Here is a 21,074-nt window from a genome sequence, read left to right as displayed (position 1 = left end):
GACCCGGCGGGTGTTGGCAGCGGCTTGGTCGCAGGTCAGGCACACCCGGCAGGCACTAGCGGCGGTCCATTCATAGTGATCGGCGGCAGGCTCTGAAGTTTCACCGCAAGCGAAGGTTGTGGAGCGAAATCGGGCAGGTCGTGGATATTACGAGCGGGGGCGCTTGCTGGAAGCAAGTCGGGTTGGGCATGGTCGGCGGCGATGCGGATGCTGGCGCAAGCTGGGACGCGGCGTGCTTGTAAGCCCGGTCATGTTTTAGAGCGGCGATGCAGGCTCAGGGTTTGGACTCGGTATGGATGTCGGCTTAAGTTCTTGAAAACGTTCGCGTTTTCTTAAGAAATGCCCCGATGGTCTGATGCGCGATCGAACTGAAGCCAGGGCGTAAAGCCCCACGCTTGAACGCGAAGAGCTGGATTTTCCAGAGCTGGATTTCGCCGCCAACAAAACAGGTCCGGGTGCGCTTTCGGGAAACCGCCGGAAACTTCCAGGAAATTCCTGGTGGGTCTGGACAAGCGCCTGCAAGCATGCGGTGCAAGGTTCTTGGTCGTGGCGGCCGTCTGGGTTTATCGCGGCAGCGTAGTAGAAGGCGCCCCAGGCGTCGTAGTTATTGCGGCAGTGATCGGTCGGCCCGGTTAAAATTTTGTCATCCCGCATTTGCGGGAAATCGCGCGCAACACCACCCAGGGTGTCAGCCAGAGGCTGATGCAGGTGCGGCGCAAGAAATCAACCCTTGGAGAAAGTTATGTCTTTGATGCGCGAAATGCTGGAAGCGGGTGTCCACTTCGGTCACCAGACCCGCTACTGGAACCCCAAGATGGCCCCTTACATCTTCGGCCATCGCAACAAGATTCACATCATCAACCTCGAAAAGACGGTTGATAAGTACCAGGAAGCCACCAAGTTCGTGAAGCAGCTGGCTGCTCGCGGCGGCAACATCCTGTTCGTCGGCACCAAGCGCGCTGCGCGCGAGCTGGTCGCCACCGAAGCCGCCCGTTGCGGCATGCCCTTCGTCGACGCCCGCTGGCTCGGCGGCATGCTGACCAACTTCAAGACGGTCAAGACCTCGGTCAAGCGCCTGAAGGACATGGAAGTCGTGGTCGCCGAAGGCGGCGCCGAGCGCATGATCAAGAAGGAAGGCCTGCTGTTCCAACGCGAACTGGACAAGTTGAACAAGTCGATCGGCGGCATCAAGGACATGAACGGTCTGCCTGACGCCATTTTCGTGATCGACGTCGGCTACCACAAGATCGCCATCGCCGAAGCCAAGACGCTGGGCATTCCCGTGGTCGCCGTGGTTGACACCAACCACTCGCCCGACGGCATCGACTACGTCATCCCCGGCAACGACGACTCGGCCAAGGCCATCGCGCTGTACGCCAAGGGCATCGCCGACGCCGTGCTGGAAGGCCGCGAACAGAACCTGAACGGTCTGGTCGAAGAGCTGGGCGAAGGTCAGGAAGAGTTCGTCGAAGTGCAGGACAACCAGGCCTAAGCCTGTTGTCATGTCCGGCGGTTAGCGTCTGGGAGCGGTTCCGAATGCGGGTCCGCTCCCGCCTCGCCGGCAATGCGAAGGTGGGCTCCCATCTTCCTGATCCGCTAGTCGCGGATGTCCCATCGAATCAAACCACTGTCCCGGCCTGCCGGGGCATGTTCTAGCAAATTGGAGCAAACATGGCTGAAATTACCGCTGCCCTGGTCAAGGAACTGCGCGAAAAGACCGACGCCCCCATGATGGAGTGCAAGAAGGCCTTGACGGAAGCCGAGGGCGACCTGGCTCGCGCCGAGGAAATCCTGCGCGTCAAGCTGGGCAACAAGGCCAGCAAGGCTGCCGCCCGCGTCACCGCTGAAGGCCTGATCGGTCTGTTCATCTCCGCCGACGCCAAGAAGGGCGCCGTCATCGAAATCAACTGCGAAACCGACTTCGTCGCCAAGAACGACGACTTCGTCGGCTTCGTGAACAAGCTGGCCGAGCTGGTTGCCACGCAGAACCCCGCCACGGTGGAAGCCCTGTCGGCGCTGCCCTACGGCGACGGCACGGTCGAAACCACCCGCACCGCCCTGATCGGCAAGATCGGCGAAAACATCTCGATCCGCCGCTTCGAGCGCATCGAGACCCCGAACGCCCTGGCCAGCTATGTGCACGGCGGCAAGATCGGCGTGCTGGTCGAATACACCGGCGCGGAAGAAGTGGGCAAGGACCTGGCGATGCACATCGCCGCCACCAAGCCCAAGGCGCTGAACGCCGACGGCGTGAACCCCGCCGACATCGCTGCCGAACGCTCGGTCGCCGAACAGAAGGCCGCCGAATCCGGCAAGCCGGCTGAAATCGTCGCCAAGATGGTCGAAGGCTCGGTCGCGAAGTTCCTGAAGGAAGTCACCCTGCTGTCGCAGCCGTTCGTCAAGAGCGACAAGCACAGCGTTGAGCAGATGCTCAAGGAAAAGGGCGCTTCGATCAGCAAGTTCGTGCTGTTCGTTGTCGGCGAAGGTATCGAGAAGAAGACCAGCGATTTCGCCGCTGAGGTCGCCGCCGCCGCCGCTGGCCGCGCCTGACCCCAGGGTAGTGCTTAAGGGCCGGCGCTAGATTAAATTCTAGTCCGGCCTATTTCTTGTCTTACACTTTCGTCGGATTGTTCTTCGGGATATCACCTATGAGCAGCAGAGCATACAAACGGGTTCTTCTCAAACTTTCCGGCGAGGCGCTGATGGGCGACGATGCATTCGGCATCAACCGCTCCACCATCGTCCGCATGACCGATGAGGTCGCCGAAGTCGCCGCCACGGGCGTCGAATTGGCTATCGTCATCGGCGGGGGCAACATTTTCCGTGGCGTCGCCCCGGGCGCGCAGGGCATGGACCGCGCGACCGCCGACTACATGGGCATGATGGCCACCATCATGAACGCGCTTGCGCTGCAAGACGCGCTCAAGCACAAGGGTGTCGACACCCGCGTGCAATCGGCCTTGAACATCGACCAGGTCGTCGAGCCGTACATCCGCCCGAAGGCGCTGCGCTACCTCGAAGAGGGCAAGGTCGTCATCTTCGCGGCAGGCACCGGCAACCCCTTCTTCACCACGGACACGGCCGCTGCGTTGCGCGGCGCCGAGATCGGGGCGGAGATCGTGCTGAAGGCCACCAAGGTCGACGGCATCTACAGCGCGGATCCCAACAAGGATCCCACCGCCACGCGTTACTCGCGCATCAGCTTCGACGAAGCGATCGTCCGCCGGCTGGAAGTCATGGACGCCACGGCCTTTGCGCTGTGCCGTGACCAGAAGCTGCCGATCAAAGTGTTTTCGATCAATAAGTCCGGCGCCCTCAAGCGGGTCGTCAGCGGCGAAGACGAAGGCACCTTGGTACACGTCTAAAGAAAAGGAAACGCCATGAGCGTCGCAGAAATCCGCAAATCCGCCGAAGCCAGGATGGCCAAGTCGCTTGACACGCTCAAGACCAACCTGGCCAAGATCCGCACGGGCCGCGCCCATACCGGCATCCTGGACCACGTGCAGGTCGAGTACTACGGTTCGCCCGTGCCGATCAGCCAGGTCGGCAACGTGAACCTCGTGGACGCGCGCACCATCAGCGTGCAGCCCTACGAGAAGAGCATGGCCGCCGCCATTGAAAAGGCGATCCGCGAATCGGACCTGGGCCTGAACCCCATGTCGATGGGCGACACCATCCGCGTGCCGATGCCCGCCCTGACCGAAGAGCGCCGCCGCGACCTGACCAAGGTGGTCCGTAGCGAAGGCGAGGACGCCAAGGTGGCCGTGCGCAACCTGCGCCGCGAAGCCAATGAAGCGCTGAAGAAGCTGGTCAAGGACAAGGAAATCTCCGAGGACGACGAGCGTCGTTCGCAGGATGACGTCCAGAAGCTGACCGACCGCAGCGTGGCCGAGATCGACAAGATGGTCACGCAAAAAGAAGCGGAAATCATGACCGTATAATTCCTGGATGCCGCCAGGGTGATAGGCTAGGCCGTATCGCCCTGGCGACCAGGATTTCCTGCCTGAGCGCCGTCCTGTCCATTGGTCCGCAGCGTTGCTGCGTAACGATGGAACGACGGCGCAGGCTTTTCTTCATGTAGTTCCGTTTTCGCCGTTTCACCGCGCGCAGCTCCAGACCAATGGCAACCAGTTCGACCCAGGCGGTTCCCGCTACCCGCGACATTCCCGAGCACGTGGCCATCATTATGGATGGCAATGGCCGGTGGGCGACGAGGCGGCTGCTGCCGCGCACCGCGGGCCACGCCAAAGGCGTGCAGGCGGTGCGGCGCGTCGTCGAGGCCTGCGGCCGCGCCGGCGTGCGCTATCTGACGTTGTTCGCCTTCAGTTCCGAGAACTGGCGGCGTCCCGCCGAGGAAGTGTCGCTGCTGATGCGCCTGTTCGTGCAAGCGCTGGAGCGCGAGATCGGCAAGCTGGACGAGCAGGGCGTGCGCTTGCACGTCATTGGCGACCTGTCCGCCTTCGAGCCCCGCCTGCAAGAGCTGATCTTCGCCGCTCAGGAACGCACGGCGCACAACGACCGCCTGCACCTGACGGTTGCCGCCAACTATGGCGGACGCTGGGACATTCTGCAGGCGACCCGCGCCATGCTGGCCGCCGAACCGGGTTTGGCCTCGCAGCCCCAACTGGTGGACGAGGAACGCCTGTCCCGGCACCTGTCCATGGCTTGGGCCCCCGAGCCCGACCTGTTCATCCGCACTGGCGGCGAACAGCGCATTTCCAATTTCCTGATCTGGCAGATGGCTTACGCGGAGTTCTACTTCACGGACCGCTACTGGCCGGATTTCGGCGCCGCAGAACTCGCGGCCGCTTTTGACTGGTATCGCACGCGCGAACGCCGTTTCGGCCGCACCAGCGCGCAACTCAGCCAAGACGGCGCGCAATAAGCGGACGACCAGCGCGTCTTTCCAGGGCAGTACACGAGGAGACCGTCATATGTTGGGCCAGCGTATCGTTACCGCAGTCGTTCTGTTGGCCATTCTGGCTGCCGCAATGATCAGCGCGAACCCCTGGTGGTTCGTTGCCTTGCTGGCGCTGGCTGCCGCCTGCGCCAACTGGGAGTGGCTGCGCCTGACGCTGCCGCAGCCGCCATCCCCCTTTATCGCCGTAGGCGTTGCCGTCCTGCTGTTCGCCGGCATGCTGGCCTTGACCTCCGCCTGGTTGGCGGGTGGCGGCACGGGCATCGCCGATCCCGCCTGGGTGTTGCGCTATCTGGTGCCGGCGGTGGCGGCGGTCTGGCTGTTCGGCGGTCTGGCGGCGGTAGTACGCGGCCGCTCCGACGCGCCTCCCGCCAGCTTGGGCTGGTCGGCTTTCTCCGTGCCTGCCGCATTCGCCGCCTGGGCCGTGCTGGCGCAGATGTTCGTGGCCCATGGCCCCGGTTTCGTGGTGTCGCTGCTGGCGCTGGTCTGGGTCGCCGATATCGCCGCATATTTTGCCGGCAGAGCGTTCGGCAAGCGTAAACTGGCGCCGCGGGTCAGCCCGGGCAAGACGATCGCAGGCGCGGTCGCCGGCGTATTGGGGGCGGTGGTCTGGATCGGTCTTTCCAGCCTCTGGGAGGGCACTTACGGGCACGCGCTGGTCGAGCGCTGGAGCTTCTGGCTGGCCCTGCCCATCGCTGCACTGCTGGGCGTGGTGTCGATCGTGGGAGACCTGTTCGAGTCGCTGCTCAAGCGGCGCGCCGGCCGCAAGGATTCCAGCACGCTGCTGCCGGGCCACGGTGGGGTCTATGACCGCATTGACGCGATTCTCCCGGTCGCGCCGTTTGCGCTACTTTTGTCTGGAGTGTTGTTTTGACGGCTTTTCAACGCGTCGTCGTGCTGGGATCGACCGGTTCGATCGGTGAAAGCACGCTGGATGTGATCGCCCGCCACCCCGAGCGGCTGGCGGTGTATGCCTTGTCGGCCTACAGCCAGATGGCGCGCCTGGCGGAGCAGGCGCAGGCCAGCCGCGCAGCAGTCGTGGTGGTGCCCGACGCGGCGGCCCGCAAGAAGTTCGCCGCGGCCTGGGCGGGCGGGCGGCCCATGCCGGAGATCCGGGTGGGCGCGCAGGCCTTGGCGGATACCGCCGCCGATCCCCAATGCGACTCGGTCATGGCGGCCATCGTAGGCGCCGCGGGCCTGCCCGCCGCCCTGGCGGCCGCCCGCAGCGGCAAGCGCGTGCTGCTGGCCAACAAGGAAGCGCTGGTGGCGGCTGGCTCGCTCTTCATGCAGGCCATACGCGATAACGGCGCCGAACTGCTGCCTATCGACAGTGAACATAACGCTATTTTCCAATGCCTGCCCCATGGTGGGCGTGCTACGGCGCCGGAAAGCCCGGCGCCGGGCGTGCGCCGCCTGCTCCTGACTGCTTCCGGCGGCCCGTTCCGCGGGCGCGACCTGGAAGATCTGCACGAAGTGACCCCGGCCCAGGCCTGCGCCCACCCCAACTGGAGCATGGGCCGCAAGATTTCGGTGGATTCCGCCACCATGCTCAACAAGGGCCTCGAGGTGATCGAGGCGCATTGGCTGTTTGCCATGCCCGCCGACCGTATCGAAGTGGTGGTGCACCCCCAAAGCGTGGTGCATTCCATGGTGGAGTACGACGACGGGTCGGTGCTGGCACAGCTCGGCCAGCCGGATATGCGCACCCCCATCGCCTACGGCCTGGGATTTCCTGAACGCCTGGACAGTGGCGTCGGTCCGCTGGATCTGACTCGCCTGGGGCGGCTGGACTTCGAGAAGCCCGATCTGGCGCGTTTCCCATGCCTGGCGCATTCCTTCGCGGCGCTGCGGGCCGGGCAGGGGGCCTGCGTGACCCTGAATGCCGCCAACGAGATCGCCGTGGAGGCTTTCCTGGGCGGGCGCCTGCCGTACACCTGGATTCCGCGGGTTATCGAGGCTTCCTTGGAGTGGCAGGCACGGCAAGCATCTGTTACGCTCAACAGTCTTGACGACGTGCTCGCCCTTGACTCCGACGCGCGCGTCTTCGCGGGCAGCCTGGGCCTGGCCTGATACAGGTCATCGTCGTCGCTCGCCAGCCTCTGATTTTCTAGATTTCTCCGACCTCGATGCTTTTCACCCTGTTGGCCTTTGCGGTTGCGCTTGGCTCCCTGATCATCTTCCATGAACTGGGGCACTATTGGGTGGCCCGCCTGTGCGGCGTGAAAGTGTTGCGCTTCTCGGTGGGGTTCGGCAAGGTCATCCTGCGTCGCACCGACCGCCACGGCACGGAATGGGCTGTCTCGGCCCTGCCGCTGGGCGGCTACGTCAAGATGCAGGACGATCCTCCTGCTGGCGCGAGCCCGGCGGAAGTCGCGGGCGCTTTCAACAGCAAGCCCGTCGGCCAACGCATTGCCATCGTGGCCGCTGGCCCCATTTTCAACCTGATACTCGCGGTGTTCCTGTACGCCGGCCTCAACATGGCCGGCACCGAAGAGCCCGTGGCCGTCATCGCCCAGCCCGCCGCTGGCACGCCGGCGGCGCAGGCGGGCCTGCTCTCGGGCGACCACATCCTTGCCATCGACGGCGAAGAAGTCGCCTCCTGGTCGGACGCGCGCTGGCGTCTGATGGACGTCATGGCCACTGGCGGCAGCGCCCGGATCGAGGTCAAGACCCCCGCGGGCGCGGTGCAGCAGCGTGAACTGATCCTGCCGTCCAACAGCATGGACCCGGCGGGCGGCGACCCGTTGGCGGCGGCCGGCGTGCGGCTGGCCCAGCCCAAGCCCGCCGTGCGCGTCGTCAACGATGGCGGCGAAGGGCAGGCGGCCGGCTTGCGCGCAGGCGACCTGGTGCTGGCCGTGAATGGCGTGCTCACGCCGGATACCGGGGCCCTGGTCCGGCAGATCCAGGAAAGCGCCGGCAAGACCCTGGCGCTCACGCTGGCGCGCGACGGCGCCAATATTTCGCTGAACGTCACGCCGCGCGCCGAGACCGTCAACGGCCAGGTGATCGGCCGACTGGGCGTCCAGCTGGGCGGCGACATCCCCATGGTGACTGTGCGCTACGGCGTGTTAGAGAGCCTGTGGAAAGGCGCGGTCCGCACCTGGGACACGGCCTGGTTCTCCCTGCGCATGATGGGCCGCATGGTGACGGGCGACGTTTCCTGGCGCAATGTCAGCGGCCCGGTGACCATCGCGGATTACGCCGGCCAGACCGCCAGAATCGGAATTGTTGCGTATATCGCCTATATCGCCTTGATCAGCATCAGCCTGGGCGTACTAAATTTGCTGCCTATTCCCATGCTGGACGGTGGCCATCTGCTGTACTATCTCGTCGAAATTGTGCGGGGTAGCCCGCCGCCAGCAAGGTGGATCGATATCGGACAGCGCGCCGGCATAGGTTTATTGGCAAGCCTGATGGGGCTTGCGCTGTTCAATGATTTCACGCGTTTGTTCACTTGAACGCGATTTAGCATAAAATCCCCCGCCATTTGCACGACCGAGGATACTCAAGGATGTCTTTTCGCCGGATGTTTCATCACAAAAAGGGTGTACTGCCGGGTTTGATCGCCGCACTGCTGGTTCCGGCCATCGCCCACGCCTTCGACCCTTTTGTCGTGCGGGATATCCGCGTAGAGGGTATTCAACGGACTGACGCCGGCACCGTCTTCGGCTATCTCCCCGTCAAGGTGGGCGAAAAGTTCACCGAAGAAGAAGCCACCGAAGCCATCCGCCGCTTGTACGGCACCGGCTTTTTCACCGACGTGCAGATCCAGACGGACAACAACGTTGTCGTGGTGGTCGTGCAGGAACGTCCCACGATCGCGTCGGTGAACTTCAATGGCATGCGCGAGTTCGACTCCAAGGCCATTACCACCTCGCTGGCGCAAGTGGGCTTCGCCGAAGGCCGCATCTTCGACCGCTCCATGCTCGAGCGCGCCGAATACGAACTGAAGCAGCAGTACCTGTCCAAGGGCAAGTACGGCATCGAAGTGACTTCCACCGTGACCCCGCTGCCCCGCAATCGCGTGGGCGTGAGCTTCGACGTGTTCGAAGGCTCGGTCGCGCGCATCCAGGAAATCCGCTTCGTCGGCAACAAGGCCTTCTCCGAAAGCGATCTGCTCGACGAATTCAAGCTGACCACGCCGGGCTGGCTGACCTGGTACACCGATACCGACAAGTACTCGCGTGAAAAGCTCGAGGGCGACCTGGAGCGTCTGCGCTCGTTCTACCTGGATCAGGGCTATCTGGAATTTTCGGTCGAGCCGCCCCAGGTCACGATTTCGCCGGACCGCAAGGACATCCGCATCACGATTACTGTCCACGAAGGCGAGCCCTACAAGGTGCGCAGCGTGAAGCTGGCCGGCAATCTGCTGGGCCTGGACAAGGAAATCAACGCGCTGGTCGAAATCAAGCCGGAAGAGACGTTCTCGGCCGCCAAGGCCAACGGCTCGGCCAAGGCCATTACCGACTACCTGGGCGAACTGGGCTATGCCTTCGCCAACGTCAACCCGAACCCGCAGCTGGATCGCGCCAAGCATGAGGCCGACCTGACGTTCTACGTCGACCCCAGCCGCCGCGTGTACGTGCGCCGCATCCAGATCGGCGGCAATACCCGCACGCGCGACGAAGTGGTGCGCCGCGAAATGCGCCAGCAGGAAGCTGCCTGGTACGACGCCAAGGACATCAAGACCTCGCGCGACCGCGTCGACCGCCTGGGCTATTTCAGCGACGTCAACGTCAAGACCGATCCGGTTCCGGGCTCTCCCGACCAGGTCGACGTCAACGTGGACGTCAAGGAAAAGCCCACGGGCATGATCAACCTGGGCGTGGGTTACGGCTCGTCCGAAAAGGCCATTCTGTCGGCCGGTATCAGCGAAGACAACGTCTTCGGCAGCGGCACCAACCTGACCCTGCAGCTGAACACCAGCAAGACCAACCGTGCCATCGTGCTGTCGCACACCGATCCGTACTGGACCAAGGACGGCATCAGCCGCACCACGTCCGCCTACTACCGCGTGACCGAGCCCTGGAACAACAACGACGGCGACTACCGCGTCAAGGCCATGGGCCTGGGCATGAACTTCGGCGTGCCGATCTCGGAATACGACCGCATCATGTTGGGCGCGAACGTCGAGCGCAACCAGATCGACCTGTTCAACAACTCGCCGGCGGCCTATGAGAAGTTCGTCAGGGACTACGGCGACGCGACCAACTCGGTGATCTTCACCACCGGTTGGACCAAGGACACGCGCGACAGCGGCCTGGCCCCGACCAAGGGCGGCTACACCCGCCTGAAGGCTGACCTGTCTACCATCGACCTGCAGTACACGATGTTGACGGCGCAGCAGCAGTACTTCGTGCCGCTGGGCGGCTCCTATACCCTCGCCTTGAATGGCATGGTCGATTGGGGGCAGGGCTACGGCAGCAAGGATTACCCGATCATCAAGAACGTCTATGCCGGCGGTATCGGCACGGTGCGCGGCTACGAAGGCTCGTCGCTGGGTCCGCGCGATTCGAAGACGGGCGACTACCTGGGCGGCACGCGGCGCGTCATCGCCAACGCGCAGCTCTATCTGCCGTTCCCGGGCGCGTCGAAGGACCGCACGCTGCGCTGGTTCATTTTCTCGGACGCCGGCCAGGTATCGGCGGGCAGCGGCCAGAGCTGCACCGGCGGCAAGCCCGGCAGCGAGGTCGAGGATCCGTGCGGCTGGAGGTTCTCGGCCGGTATCGGCCTGTCGTGGCAGTCGCCGATGGGGCCGTTGCAGTTGTCCTACGCCCGTCCGCTCAATTCGAAGTCGGGCGACGACAAGCAGAGTTTCCAGTTCCAGATCGGAACGGGTTTCTAAGCGCGTCGTTACGCTTGAAAACAAGGGGGAGGGGCGCTCAGCCGGCTCCCTTGCTGTTTAGTGGCACAATACACACTTTGGCTTTGCCTTACTGGAAGGTGAGATTTTCATGATGTCTGATTCCGCACTTAAATCCTCGAATTCGCTGCGCGCCAAGCGCCGCGGCAAGCTGGGCGGCTCGATTGCCCTGGTAGGTGCGCTCATTCTCGGTTCGGCTGCAGCGATTCCCGCGCAGGCCCAAGGCACGAAGATCGGTTTCGTCAATACCGAGCGGATCCTGCGCGAGTCGGGTCCGGCCAAGGCAGCGCAAAGCAAGATCGAAGCCGAATTCAAGAAGCGCGACGACGAGCTCCAGCGCCTGAATAACAGCCTGCGTTCGCAAGCCGAGAAGTTCGACAAGGACGCTCCCGTTCTGTCCGAGTCCGACCGCGTCAAGCGCCAGCGCGAACTGTCCAACCTGGATACCGACCTGCAGCGCAAGCGCCGCGAGTTCCAGGAAGACTTCAACCGCCGCCGCAACGAAGAGTTCTCCGGCATCGTGACGAAGGCCAATGACGCCATCAAGCGCATCGCCGAACAGGAAAGCTACGACCTGATCATTCAGGACGCCGTCACGGTCAACCCGCGCATCGACATCACCGACAAGGTGATCCAGAGCCTGGGCAAGTAAGCAGCACCTGTCAAGCTATGCCGGTTTTACTGGATCTTGCCCGCGCGCCAACGCTGGAAACACTGTTGAGCGCCGCCAACACCCAGGGAATGGACTGGCGTATCAGTGCGGTTCCAGGTGCAGACCCCATGCGGGTCTGCGGCATCGGAACCCTGTCATCGGCGGGTCGGCAGGAAATCGCTTTCCTGGCCAACCCCCGCTACCAGAGTCAGCTAGGCGCCACGCAAGCAGGGGCGGTCATCGTCTCGCCCGACGTGGCCCAGGCTCTGGAAGCCGAAGGCCACGCCCGGCCGCCGTTCGCGCTGGTCGTCTGTCAGCATCCCTATCTGCTTTACGCCCGTTTGGCGCAGTGGTTCGACGCCGCCAGGCGCCCCGCGCTGCCCGCGTCCACGCATCCCTCCGCGGTTGTCGCCGCTGACGCCATCATCGAAGAGGGCGTGCGTATCGGCCCGAATTGCGTTGTCGAATCCGGCGCCCGCATCGGCCGCGATACCGTGCTCGGACCTGGCTGCGTCATCGGCGCCGGCTCGTCCGTTGGACCCGGCAGCCGCCTGTACGCCCATGTCACCCTGTATGACGGGGTGAAAGTGGGCGCGCGCGCGATCATCCATAGCGGCGCCGTGCTGGGCGCGGACGGCTTCGGCTTTGCGCCGGACCCGACGCTGGGCAAGGGCGCCTGGGGCAAGATTCCCCAGCTCGGCGGCGTGACCGTCGGTGACGACGTCGAGATCGGCGCCAACACCACCGTCGACCGCGGGGCGCTGGAGGACACCGTCCTGTCCGATGGCGTGAAGCTGGACAACCAGATCATGGTCGCCCACAACTGCCGGATTGGCGCACATACCGCCGTTGCGGCCTGCGTCGGCGTGGCCGGGTCGACCACCATCGGCGAGCGCTGCACCATCGGCGGTGCGGCCATGCTGTCGGGACACCTGACGCTGGGCGACGATGTGCATATTTCCGGAGGCACAGCGGTGACCTCCAGCATTTCGAAACCTGGCCGCTATACCGGGGTCTTCCCGTATGCGGAACATGGCGAATGGCAGCGCAACGCCGCCGTGATACAACAGTTGGCGCAGTTGCGCCGGCGCGTGCGGACGCTGGAAAAAGACTAGGGCGCATTGCCGCCCCTGGCGCGTCCGCGCCGCACGATTACTTTACTTCGCAGGAAAGCATAGAAAAATGGAACTCGACATCAAGGGGATCATGGAGAGACTGCCGCATCGTTATCCGATGCTGCTGATTGACCGCGTCGTCGAAATGGTGCCTGGCAAGTCCATCGTGGCCATCAAGAACGTCTCGATCAATGAACCGTTTTTCAACGGCCATTTCCCGCACCACCCGGTGATGCCGGGCGTGCTCATCGTGGAAGCCATGGCTCAGGCCTCCGCCCTGTTCTCGTTTACGGACGAGAACGGCGGCCTGAAGTGCGAAGGTTCCAAGACCGCGTATTACCTGGTCGGCATCGACGGCGCGCGTTTCCGCCGTCCCGTGGTGCCGGGCGACCAGTTGCGCATCGAGGTGGAAGCCGAACGCCTGAGCCGCAGCATCTGTAAGTACCAAGCGCGCGCGACGGTGGACGGCCAGGAAGTCGCCTCGGCCAAGCTGATGTGCGCGATTCGCAGCCTGGAAGAGTAAATGGCAGGAAACATTCACCCCACCGCCGTCGTTGATCCGGCGGCCAAGCTCGACCCGACCGTCGTCGTGGGTGCGTTCGCGACCATCGGTCCCAATGTGACCATCGGCGCGGGCACCGAGATCGGCCCGTACTGCATGGTGGACGGGGTGACGACCATCGGCCGCGACAACCGCTTCTACCGCTATTGCTCGGTCGGCGGCATGCCGCAGGACAAGAAGTACCAGGGCGAGCCTACCCGCCTGGAAATCGGCGACCGCAACACCTTCCGGGAATTCGTCACGCTCAACACGGGCACCGTGCAGGACGGCGGGGTCACGACGATAGCCGACGACAACTGGGTCATGGCGTACGTGCACGTGGCGCACGACTGCCACATTGGCAGCAACACCATTCTGGCCAATTCGGTGCAGCTGGGCGGCCACGTCCACGTCGGCGATTGGGCCATCGTGGGCGGCCTGACCGGTGTGCACCAGTTTGCGCGCATTGGCGCGCACAGCATGACGGGCGGCAACAGCTCCCTCATGCAGGACACGCCGCCTTTCGTGCTGGCCGCGGGCAATCCTTGCCGCCCGGTGGGCGTCAACGTCGAAGGCCTCAAGCGCCGAGGCTTCACGCCCGCCGCCATTTCGGCCCTGCGCGACGCCTACAAGCTCATTTACCGCAGGGGCCTGTCGCTGGACGCGGCGCGCGCCGAAATGCGTGCCCGCCAGCAGGCGGAGCCCGAGGTCGCCCCGCATCTGCAAACCCTGCTGGACTTCCTGGACGTCGCGAGCCGCGGCATCATCCGTCCATGAACACACGGATCGGCATGGTGGCCGGCGAGCCTTCGGGCGACCTGCTGGCCGGTCGCATCATTGCCGGTCTGCAAGCGCGCGACGCCGGCATCCGCTGCGAAGGCATTGGCGGGCCGCAGATGCAGGCGCGCGGCTTCGATGCCTGGCATCCCATGCACGCCTTGACCGTGTTCGGCTATGTCGACGCGCTCAAGCGCCTGCCCAGCCTGCTTGGCACCTATCGGAACGTCAAGCAGCGCTGGCTGGCGGAGCCGCCCGCCGTATTCGTCGGCATCGACGCGCCGGACTTCAACCTGCGCCTGGAGCACCAATTGCGCCAGGCGGGCACGCCCACGGTGCATTTCGTCGGACCTTCGATCTGGGCCTGGCGCTACGAGCGCATCCACAAGATCCGCGAGTCGGTGTCGCACATGCTGGTGCTGTTCCCGTTCGAGGAAGAGATCTACCGCAAGGAAGGCATTCCGGTCACTTACGTGGGTCACCCGCTGGCCGGGGCCGTGCCCATGCAGCCGGACCGCGCCGCAGCGCGCGAGCGTCTGGGCATCGATCAGAACGCCCGCGTGCTGGCGATCCTGCCGGGTAGCCGTTCGTCCGAGATCCGTCTGTTGGCGCCGCGTTTCCTGCAAGCTGCCCAGATCCTGCTGAAGAAAGATCCGGCGCTGCAATGCGTGGTGCCCATGGTCAATGACCAGCGGCGCGCGGAGTTCCAGGCCATCCTGGCCCAGTACCCCGTGCCAGGGCTGCGCTGCGTCACCGCGAACGATCTGCACGGCGAGGGCGGAGAGCGCCAGGCGCCGGTGGCGTGGACCGTCATGGAGGCCGCCACGGCGGTCCTGGTGGCCAGCGGCACCGCCACGCTGGAAACGGCGCTGTATAAGCGTCCCATGGTGATTTCCTACGTGCTGTCACCCTGGATGCGCCGCATCATGGCCTGGAAGTCCGGCCAGCAGCGGCCCTACCTGCCCTGGGTCGGCTTGCCGAACGTGCTGCTGCGCGATTTCGCCGTGCCGGAACTGCTGCAGGACGACGCAACCCCCGAAAAGCTCGCGGAAGCGACCTGGACGTCCCTGACCGACGACGCGGGCCGGGCGCGCATCGAGGCGCGCTTTACGGCCCTGCATCAGGAGCTGCTGCGCGACACGCCCGCGCTGGCCGCCCAGGCGATCCTGGAGGTGGCAGGTGGAGCAGCCTGAGCTGTTCGCGGCGCCAGAGCAGCCAGCCATGGTCACGGCGGGCGTCGACGAGGCGGGCCGCGGCCCGCTGGCGGGCGCCGTCTACGCGGCTGCCGTCATCTTGAATCCGGCGCGGCCCATCGCCGGCCTGGCGGATTCCAAGGTGCTCAAGGCGGCCACGCGCGAGGCGCTGGCGCTGGAAATCCAGGAATTCGCGCTGGCCTGGTGCATCGCCAGCGCCAGCGTCGCCGAGATCGACAGCATGAACATCCTGCGCGCCACCATGCTGGCGATGCAGCGTGCGGTGCAGGGCCTGTCCACGATGCCGCAACTGGCGCTGGTGGACGGCAACCAGGCTCCCAAGCTGGGCTGCACGGTGCAGACCGTCATCAAAGGCGATGCCCTGGTGCCCGCGATTTCCGCGGCCTCGATCCTCGCCAAGACGGCGCGCGACGCGGACCTGCTGCGCCTGCATGCCCTGTATCCCCAGTACGCCTTCGACCAGCACAAGGGCTATGGCACCGCGCTGCATCTGGAGATGCTGCGCGAGCACGGCCCCTGCGCCGAACACCGGCGCAGCTTCGCTCCCATCAAGGCCTTTGGCCTGAACTTATGAAGCACATCAGTTCACGCGACAATCCCGCCGTCAAGGCGCTGGCCAAGCTCGCCGTCACGGCGGGCAAGCGCGGCGCGCCGGTGCTGCTGGACGGCGTGCACCTGTGCCAGGCCTGGCTGCAGCATCACGGCGCGCCCGATCAGGCGATCTTCGACGTGGAACGCCTGTCCCAGCCCGATATCGCGGCGCTGGCGGCCGCTGTGCCGGATCGCGACTGCCTGGCCCTGGACGCGCGCCTGATGCAGTCCCTGGCGGCCGTCGAAAGCGGGCAGGGCGTGGCTTTTCGGGTGACGCCGCCGGTCCTGGACCTGCCCGATGCCGTGGATGAGAACTGCGTGCTGTTCGACCGCATCCAGGATCCCGGCAACGTCGGCACGCTGCTGCGCACCTGCGCGGCGGCGGGCGTGAAGCGCGTCTTCCTGGCGACGGGCACCGCCGCTGCCTGGTCTCCCAAAGTGCTGCGCAGCGGGCAGGGCGCCCATTTCGCGCTGGCCATCCATGAGCATGTCGATCTGGCCGCCTTGCTGTCCCGTCTGGCAGTGCCGCTGGTGGCGACCGCTCTGGACGGCGCGCGTGACCTGTATGAAGACGGATTGCCGTCGCGTTGCGCCTGGGTGTTCGGCCACGAAGGCCAGGGCGTGGCGGCGGAGCTGCTTGCCGCCGCGCGCCTCAAGGTCCGCATTCCGCATGACATGGCGGCAGTGGAGTCGCTCAACGTGGGCGCCGCAGCCGCGATCTGCCTCTTCGAGCAGCGGCGCCAGGCCTTGCGCGGCAAGCCGGGCTGAACTCCGAGCAGTCCGGCGTTTCGCCGCTTTTCCGCCGATTGAAGGCACCGTCCCCTGTTTATACTGCCCCGTTTGCCCGAACCGGGCGGCCTTGAGCCGTGCGCGGGACCAGATCAAGGACGGGACATGAAAAGCTGGATCAAATCGAGTTTTGTGGCGCTGGGCGCGGCGGTGTTGCTAGCTGCTTGCGCCGGCCCCCGGTATGGCGACGTGGCGGACCGCATTCCGGCGCTGGAAGCTGCCGAAGGCCGGATCTACTTCTACCAGCCCGCGACGCCCAACGGCGACAAAGTCGCCCAACCCGCAATCCTGGTCGACGGCCGCAAGGTCGGGCGTTCCAAATCCGGTCGCTTCTTCTTCGTGGACCGCGCGCCAGGCGAGGTGGAAGTCATTACCGCCACCGACCGCAAGGAGCGCAAGGATGCGCTCAAGGTCCCCTTGGCCGCGGGACAAACCAGGTACTTGCGGGTGGATATCGCAGGCGGTCGGCAGGTCCTACGGCTGGAGGCTTCCGCTGACGAAGCCGTGCAGGCCATGAAGGACCTGCGTTAATGGGGCGCTGGGCGGCGCGAGCGCGAGCCGCTGCGCTATGAATAAATTACAATATGTATGTTTTAGATTTATTTGTATGCATGTTCGCATCGGGCCATAGAGTTGATGGCCTGCGAGGCAAGCAAATCGGAGAAGACGGAATGAAGCGCAGGTTCAAGATGGTGGCTGCCGCCGTGCTGGGCGCGGCCTTGTTGGCGGGTTGCGGCGGTCCTCGGTATAAGGAGGTCGCCAGTTCCATTCCCATGATGGTGCCGGAAACGGGCCGCATCTACTTTTACCAGCCGCCGGCGCCGGTTGGCGTGGTGTCGGCCCAGCCGTACCTGCGCGTGAACGGCCTGAAGGTCGGCCGCTCCAAGCCGGGCAGCTTCTTCTATGTGAACCGGCCTGCCGGCCAGTACGTGGTCGACACTTTGCGCGACGACGAGAAACTGTCGTTCACGCTGGCCCCGGGCCAGACCCGCTACGTGCGGTTGAGCATCGAAGGCGTAAGTGGCAATTCGTCCAACATGGGCCGCCAGGACATGCGCCTGGAAGAGTCGGAGGCAACCGCCCAGCGGGAAATGGGGCCGCTGCAATATTGGGGCGCCGGGTCGCGCGAGCGTGTCAAGCTGCGCCCCTGATCTGGGCCATGTCTTAAAGGAGGGCGCGCCATCGGCGCGCCCTTGCCATTTTCAGCCCCGGTCCAGACCCACTTCCTGCAACACCGTCGTGGCGATTTCCTCGATCGATTTGGTGGTGCTGGACAGCCAGGAAATGCCCTCTCGGCGCATCATGCGCTCGGCCTCGGCCACTTCGTAGCGGCACTGTTCCAGCTGCGCATAGCGGCTGTTGGGGCGGCGCTCGTTGCGGACTTCGGCCAGGCGTTCGGGCTGGATCGACAGGCCGAACAGCTTGCCGCGGTGCGGCGCGATGGTCGAGGGCAGGGTGCCGCGCTCGAAATCGTCCGGCGTGAGTGGGAAGTTGGCCGCCTTGATGGCGTATTGCATGGCCAGGTACAGGCTGGTGGGAGTCTTGCCGCAGCGGGATACGCCGACCAGGATCACGTCCGCCTGATCCAGCTGGTTCACGAACTGACCGTCGTCATGCGCCAGGCTGAAATTGATGGCGTCGATGCGGTTGCGGTACTTTTCCGAATTGGCCTGCATGTGCGAGCGGCCGATGGAATGGCTGGACTTCAGGCCCAGGGCCTGCTCGATATGGCTGACAAAGGTGCCGAACAGGTCCAGGAAAACGCCGTTCGCCTGACGAACGCGCGCCAGGATGTCGGGATTGACCAGGGTGCTGAACACGATAGGGGGAACGCCAGCCTCCAGGGCGCTGCGGTCGATCCGCATGGCCACTTCCGCAGCCTTTTCCAGCGTGTCGACAAAAGGCAGGCGGACAGGCTTGAAATTGACCTCTTCAAACTGCGAAAGCACTGACTGGCTGAAGGTTTCTGCGGTGATGCCGGTACTGTCGGAAACGATGTATACCGTGCGTACGATCGGGGTAGATGTCATGTGTAAAAAATTCCAACCAGGCAGATAGCCGGATGCACTCCACCGAGTACAATCAGGCCCCTATAAGTCACCCCAAGGGCGGTCCAAGGCCAGTTTGGTCAGCGCGTAAATTGGAGCTGTGATCCAGCTTCCTGATGCATTGACCAAACTCGCTTTCATTCCATTGTAAAAGGTGACTTCAATGTCGTATGTTGTTTTGTTCGAGCAGCTCCGCATGACGGATGTGGACTCGGTAGGAGGCAAGAACGCATCACTAGGCGAAATGATCAGCCAGCTGTCTGGCGCGGGCGTCCGCGTACCGGGCGGCTTTGCCACGACCGCTGACGCCTTCCGCGACTTCCTCAAGGCCTCTGGCCTGGACAAGCGCATCGCCGAACGCCTGACCACGCTGAACCCCGAAGACGTGCGCGAACTGGCCAACGCCGGCTCGCAGATCCGCCAATGGATCATCGACGCGCCGTTCTCGTCCGAATTCGAATCGCAGATCCGTACCGCCTTCGCCAAGCTCGACGCTGACGGCAAGGGCTCGTTCGCCGTGCGCTCCTCCGCCACCGCCGAAGATTTGCCCGACGCCTCGTTCGCCGGCCAGCAGGAAACCTTCCTCAACGTCGTCGGCATCGATGACGTGCTGGACAAGATCCGCCACGTGTTCGCGTCGCTGTACAACGACCGTGCCATTTCCTATCGCGTGCACAAGGGCTACGCTCACGCCGACGTCGCGCTGTCGGCCGGCATCCAACGCATGGTGCGCTCCGACAAGGGCAGCGCCGGCGTCATGTTCACCATCGACACCGAATCCGGCTTCCAGGACGTGGTGTTCATCACCTCGTCCTATGGCTTGGGCGAAACCGTGGTGCAGGGCGCGGTCAATCCCGACGAGTTCTACGTCTTCAAGCCGACGCTGGCCCAGGGCCACTATCCGATCGTGGGCCGCCGCATCGGCTCCAAGCTGATCAAGATGGAGTTCGACCCCGAGCGCCCCGAAGGCCGTGCCGTGCGCACGGTCGACGTGCCGGTGTCCGAGCGCAACCGCTACTCGCTGACCGACGACGAGGTCAACGAGCTGGCCCGCTACGCCGTCATCATCGAGAAGCACTACCAGCGCCCGATGGACATCGAGTGGGGCCGTGACGGCATCGACGGCAAGATCTACATCCTGCAGGCGCGCCCGGAAACGGTGAAGTCGCAGCAGGGCGTCAACGACGTGCAGCAGCGCTATCGCCTGAAGGCCACCGGCCAGGTCCTGATCACCGGCCGCGCGATCGGCCAGAAGATCGGCGCGGGTCCGGTGCGCGTGGTCGGCGACATCTCCGACATGGACAAGGTCCAGCCGGGCGACGTGCTGGTCACCGACATGACGGATCCCAACTGGGAACCCGTGATGAAGCGCGCCTCCGCCATCGTCACCAACCGCGGCGGCCGCACCTGCCACGCGGCGATCATCGCGCGCGAGCTGGGCATTCCGGCGGTCGTGGGCTGCGGCAACGCGACCGACCTGCTGAAGGAAGGCCAGGCCGTGACCGTGTCTTGCGCCGAGGGCGACGAAGGCCGCATCTATGACGGCCTGATCGAAACCGAAGTGGAAGAAGTGCGCCGCGGCGACATGCCCCCCATCGATCTGAAGATCATGATGAACGTGGGCAACCCGCAACTGGCCTTCGACTTCGCCCAGATCCCGAACGGCGGCGTGGGCCTGGCGCGCCTGGAATTCATCATCAATAACAACATCGGCATCCACCCCAAGGCGGTGCTTGACTACCCGAACGTCGACGGCGAACTGAAGAAGGCCGTGGAATCGGCCGCCCGCGGCCATGCCAGCCCGCGCGCCTTCTTCGTCGAGAAGATGGCCGAAGGCGTGGCGACCATCGCGGCCGCTTTCTACCCCAAGCCCGTCATCGTGCGCATGTCGGACTTCAAGTCCAACGAGTACCGCAAGCTGGTCGGCGGTTCGCGCTACGAGCCCGAGGAAGAGAACCCCATGCTGGGCTTCCGCGGCGCGTCGCGCTACATCGCCGAGGACTTCGCCGAGTGCTTCCGCATGGAATGCGAAGCGCTGAAGAAGGTGCGCGATGAAATGGGCCTGACCAACGTCGAAATCATGGTGCCTTTCGTGCGCACCCTGGGCCAGGCGTCCAAGGTGGTGGACCTGCTCGCCAAGCACGGCCTGGCGCGCGGCGAGAACGGCCTGAAGCTCATCATGATGTGCGAAGTGCCGTCCAACGCCATCCTGGCCGACGAGTTCCTGCAGTACTTCGACGGTTTCTCTATCGGTTCGAACGACATGACCCAGCTGACGCTGGGCCTGGACCGCGATTCCGGCATGGAGTTGCTGGCTGCCGACTTCGACGAACGCGACGAGGCCGTGAAGTTCATGCTGCGCCGCGCGATCAAGGCTTGCCTGGCCGCCAACAAGTACGTGGGCATCTGCGGCCAAGGCCCCAGCGACCACCCGGACTTCGCGCAATGGCTGAAGGACGAGGGCATCCTGTCGATGTCGCTCAACCCGGATACCGTTGTCGATACCTGGCAGCGCCTCGCCAAGAACTGATCGGCTTGCTGATGTGAAAACCCCGCGTCCGAGAGG

General features: G+C 64.5%; 20 protein-coding genes. 19 read left to right on the top strand and 1 reads right to left on the bottom strand.

Features of this window, described 5'->3' with window-relative positions:
* The first annotated feature begins 742 nt into the window (after positions 1-742).
* The 18 genes from rpsB (at position 743) to AC6LKD_RS20035 (ending at position 17,611) form a co-directional block, all read left to right on the top strand.
* Entirely contained in the window at positions 743-1,492 is a 750-nt protein-coding gene (gene rpsB, locus AC6LKD_RS20120) for a 30S ribosomal protein S2 (protein ID WP_013393438.1), read from the top strand.
* Between the two features lie 179 nt (positions 1,493-1,671).
* Positions 1,672-2,550: a translation elongation factor Ts gene (gene tsf, locus AC6LKD_RS20115; RefSeq protein WP_013393439.1), complete on the top strand. Its 879-nt coding sequence runs from the start codon at positions 1,672-1,674 to the stop codon at positions 2,548-2,550.
* 98 nt (positions 2,551-2,648) lie between these two features.
* Entirely contained in the window at positions 2,649-3,365 is a 717-nt protein-coding gene (gene pyrH, locus AC6LKD_RS20110; RefSeq protein WP_013393440.1) for a UMP kinase, read from the top strand.
* A gap of 15 nt (positions 3,366-3,380) precedes the next feature.
* Positions 3,381-3,941 carry a ribosome recycling factor gene (gene frr, locus AC6LKD_RS20105; RefSeq protein WP_013393441.1) on the top strand — a complete coding sequence of 187 codons (561 nt, stop codon included), beginning with the start codon at positions 3,381-3,383 and terminating at the stop codon, positions 3,939-3,941.
* Between the two features lie 179 nt (positions 3,942-4,120).
* Positions 4,121-4,885: a polyprenyl diphosphate synthase gene (uppS, locus tag AC6LKD_RS20100; protein ID WP_013393442.1), complete on the top strand. Its 765-nt coding sequence runs from the start codon at positions 4,121-4,123 to the stop codon at positions 4,883-4,885.
* Positions 4,886-4,934: 49 nt separating this feature from the next.
* Positions 4,935-5,792: a phosphatidate cytidylyltransferase gene (locus tag AC6LKD_RS20095; RefSeq protein ID WP_013393443.1), complete on the top strand. Its 858-nt coding sequence runs from the start codon at positions 4,935-4,937 to the stop codon at positions 5,790-5,792.
* Complete coding sequence (locus tag AC6LKD_RS20090) at positions 5,789-6,988, top strand: 1-deoxy-D-xylulose-5-phosphate reductoisomerase (protein WP_013393444.1); 1,200 nt, start codon at positions 5,789-5,791, stop codon at positions 6,986-6,988. Before AC6LKD_RS20095 ends, AC6LKD_RS20090 begins: the two co-directional genes overlap by 4 nt.
* Before the next feature lie 56 nt (positions 6,989-7,044).
* Complete coding sequence (gene rseP, locus AC6LKD_RS20085) at positions 7,045-8,376, top strand: RIP metalloprotease RseP (RefSeq protein WP_013393445.1); 1,332 nt, start codon at positions 7,045-7,047, stop codon at positions 8,374-8,376.
* Positions 8,377-8,429: 53 nt separating this feature from the next.
* Positions 8,430-10,763 (top strand): outer membrane protein assembly factor BamA, encoded by a 2,334-nt coding sequence (gene bamA / locus AC6LKD_RS20080; RefSeq protein WP_013393446.1) that lies wholly within the window; start codon positions 8,430-8,432, stop codon positions 10,761-10,763.
* A 109-nt stretch (positions 10,764-10,872) separates the two neighbouring features.
* Positions 10,873-11,433 carry an OmpH/Skp family outer membrane protein gene (locus tag AC6LKD_RS20075; RefSeq protein ID WP_013393447.1) on the top strand — a complete coding sequence of 187 codons (561 nt, stop codon included), beginning with the start codon at positions 10,873-10,875 and terminating at the stop codon, positions 11,431-11,433.
* A gap of 17 nt (positions 11,434-11,450) precedes the next feature.
* Positions 11,451-12,548 carry a UDP-3-O-(3-hydroxymyristoyl)glucosamine N-acyltransferase gene (lpxD, locus tag AC6LKD_RS20070; protein ID WP_013393448.1) on the top strand — a complete coding sequence of 366 codons (1,098 nt, stop codon included), beginning with the start codon at positions 11,451-11,453 and terminating at the stop codon, positions 12,546-12,548.
* Positions 12,549-12,615: 67 nt separating this feature from the next.
* Positions 12,616-13,071, top strand: a complete 456-nt coding sequence (gene fabZ, locus AC6LKD_RS20065; RefSeq protein ID WP_008167730.1) for a 3-hydroxyacyl-ACP dehydratase FabZ — start codon at positions 12,616-12,618, stop codon at positions 13,069-13,071.
* The gene (lpxA, locus tag AC6LKD_RS20060) at positions 13,072-13,866 is read left to right on the top strand and encodes an acyl-ACP--UDP-N-acetylglucosamine O-acyltransferase (RefSeq protein WP_013393449.1); all 795 of its coding nucleotides are present in this window, start codon (positions 13,072-13,074) and stop codon (positions 13,864-13,866) included.
* Positions 13,863-15,059 carry a lipid-A-disaccharide synthase gene (lpxB, locus tag AC6LKD_RS20055; RefSeq protein WP_498117258.1) on the top strand — a complete coding sequence of 399 codons (1,197 nt, stop codon included), beginning with the start codon at positions 13,863-13,865 and terminating at the stop codon, positions 15,057-15,059. Before lpxA ends, lpxB begins: the two co-directional genes overlap by 4 nt.
* A complete protein-coding gene (rnhB, locus tag AC6LKD_RS20050; protein WP_498117257.1) occupies positions 15,046-15,654 on the top strand; it encodes a ribonuclease HII in 609 nt (202 codons plus the stop codon). Before lpxB ends, rnhB begins: the two co-directional genes overlap by 14 nt.
* Entirely contained in the window at positions 15,651-16,439 is a 789-nt protein-coding gene (locus AC6LKD_RS20045; protein ID WP_498117256.1) for a TrmH family RNA methyltransferase, read from the top strand. The genes rnhB and AC6LKD_RS20045 overlap by 4 nt, the downstream gene beginning before the upstream one ends.
* A gap of 126 nt (positions 16,440-16,565) precedes the next feature.
* Positions 16,566-16,991 (top strand): DUF2846 domain-containing protein, encoded by a 426-nt coding sequence (locus AC6LKD_RS20040; protein WP_498117255.1) that lies wholly within the window; start codon positions 16,566-16,568, stop codon positions 16,989-16,991.
* A gap of 140 nt (positions 16,992-17,131) precedes the next feature.
* The gene (locus AC6LKD_RS20035; RefSeq protein ID WP_498117253.1) at positions 17,132-17,611 is read left to right on the top strand and encodes a DUF2846 domain-containing protein; all 480 of its coding nucleotides are present in this window, start codon (positions 17,132-17,134) and stop codon (positions 17,609-17,611) included.
* Positions 17,612-17,662: 51 nt separating this feature from the next.
* On the opposite strand, the gene ppsR is transcribed toward AC6LKD_RS20035, so the two are convergent.
* Positions 17,663-18,490, bottom strand: a complete 828-nt coding sequence (gene ppsR, locus AC6LKD_RS20030) for a posphoenolpyruvate synthetase regulatory kinase/phosphorylase PpsR (RefSeq protein WP_013393455.1) — start codon at positions 18,488-18,490, stop codon at positions 17,663-17,665.
* A gap of 181 nt (positions 18,491-18,671) precedes the next feature.
* On the opposite strand from ppsR, the gene ppsA reads away from it, so the two are divergent.
* On the top strand, positions 18,672-21,038 hold the full coding sequence (gene ppsA, locus AC6LKD_RS20025) for a phosphoenolpyruvate synthase (RefSeq protein ID WP_013393456.1): 2,367 nt from the start codon (positions 18,672-18,674) through the stop codon (positions 21,036-21,038).
* Positions 21,039-21,074 lie beyond the last annotated feature (36 nt).

It is taken from the genome of Achromobacter sp. D7-1 (genome assembly GCF_059760445.1).
This window is presented reverse-complemented; position numbering and strand designations above follow the sequence as displayed.

Bases quoted from the DNA above. Each gene is read 5' to 3' on its own strand.
- rpsB (WP_013393438.1), top strand. From the start codon at position 743: ATGTCTTTGATGCGCGAAATGCTGGAAGCGGGTGTCCACTTCGGTCAC.
- tsf (WP_013393439.1), top strand. From the start codon at position 1,672: ATGGCTGAAATTACCGCTGCCCTGGTCAAGGAACTGCGCGAAAAGACC.
- pyrH (WP_013393440.1), top strand. From the start codon at position 2,649: ATGAGCAGCAGAGCATACAAACGGGTTCTTCTCAAACTTTCCGGCGAG.
- frr (WP_013393441.1), top strand. From the start codon at position 3,381: ATGAGCGTCGCAGAAATCCGCAAATCCGCCGAAGCCAGGATGGCCAAG.
- uppS (WP_013393442.1), top strand. From the start codon at position 4,121: ATGGCAACCAGTTCGACCCAGGCGGTTCCCGCTACCCGCGACATTCCC.
- AC6LKD_RS20095 (WP_013393443.1), top strand. From the start codon at position 4,935: ATGTTGGGCCAGCGTATCGTTACCGCAGTCGTTCTGTTGGCCATTCTG.
- rseP (WP_013393445.1), top strand. From the start codon at position 7,045: ATGCTTTTCACCCTGTTGGCCTTTGCGGTTGCGCTTGGCTCCCTGATC.
- bamA (WP_013393446.1), top strand. From the start codon at position 8,430: ATGTCTTTTCGCCGGATGTTTCATCACAAAAAGGGTGTACTGCCGGGT.
- AC6LKD_RS20075 (WP_013393447.1), top strand. From the start codon at position 10,873: ATGATGTCTGATTCCGCACTTAAATCCTCGAATTCGCTGCGCGCCAAG.
- lpxD (WP_013393448.1), top strand. From the start codon at position 11,451: ATGCCGGTTTTACTGGATCTTGCCCGCGCGCCAACGCTGGAAACACTG.
- fabZ (WP_008167730.1), top strand. From the start codon at position 12,616: ATGGAACTCGACATCAAGGGGATCATGGAGAGACTGCCGCATCGTTAT.
- lpxA (WP_013393449.1), top strand. From the start codon at position 13,072: ATGGCAGGAAACATTCACCCCACCGCCGTCGTTGATCCGGCGGCCAAG.
- lpxB (WP_498117258.1), top strand. From the start codon at position 13,863: ATGAACACACGGATCGGCATGGTGGCCGGCGAGCCTTCGGGCGACCTG.
- AC6LKD_RS20045 (WP_498117256.1), top strand. From the start codon at position 15,651: ATGAAGCACATCAGTTCACGCGACAATCCCGCCGTCAAGGCGCTGGCC.
- AC6LKD_RS20040 (WP_498117255.1), top strand. From the start codon at position 16,566: ATGAAAAGCTGGATCAAATCGAGTTTTGTGGCGCTGGGCGCGGCGGTG.
- AC6LKD_RS20035 (WP_498117253.1), top strand. From the start codon at position 17,132: ATGAAGCGCAGGTTCAAGATGGTGGCTGCCGCCGTGCTGGGCGCGGCC.
- ppsR (WP_013393455.1), bottom strand. From the start codon at position 18,490: ATGACATCTACCCCGATCGTACGCACGGTATACATCGTTTCCGACAGT.
- ppsA (WP_013393456.1), top strand. From the start codon at position 18,672: ATGTCGTATGTTGTTTTGTTCGAGCAGCTCCGCATGACGGATGTGGAC.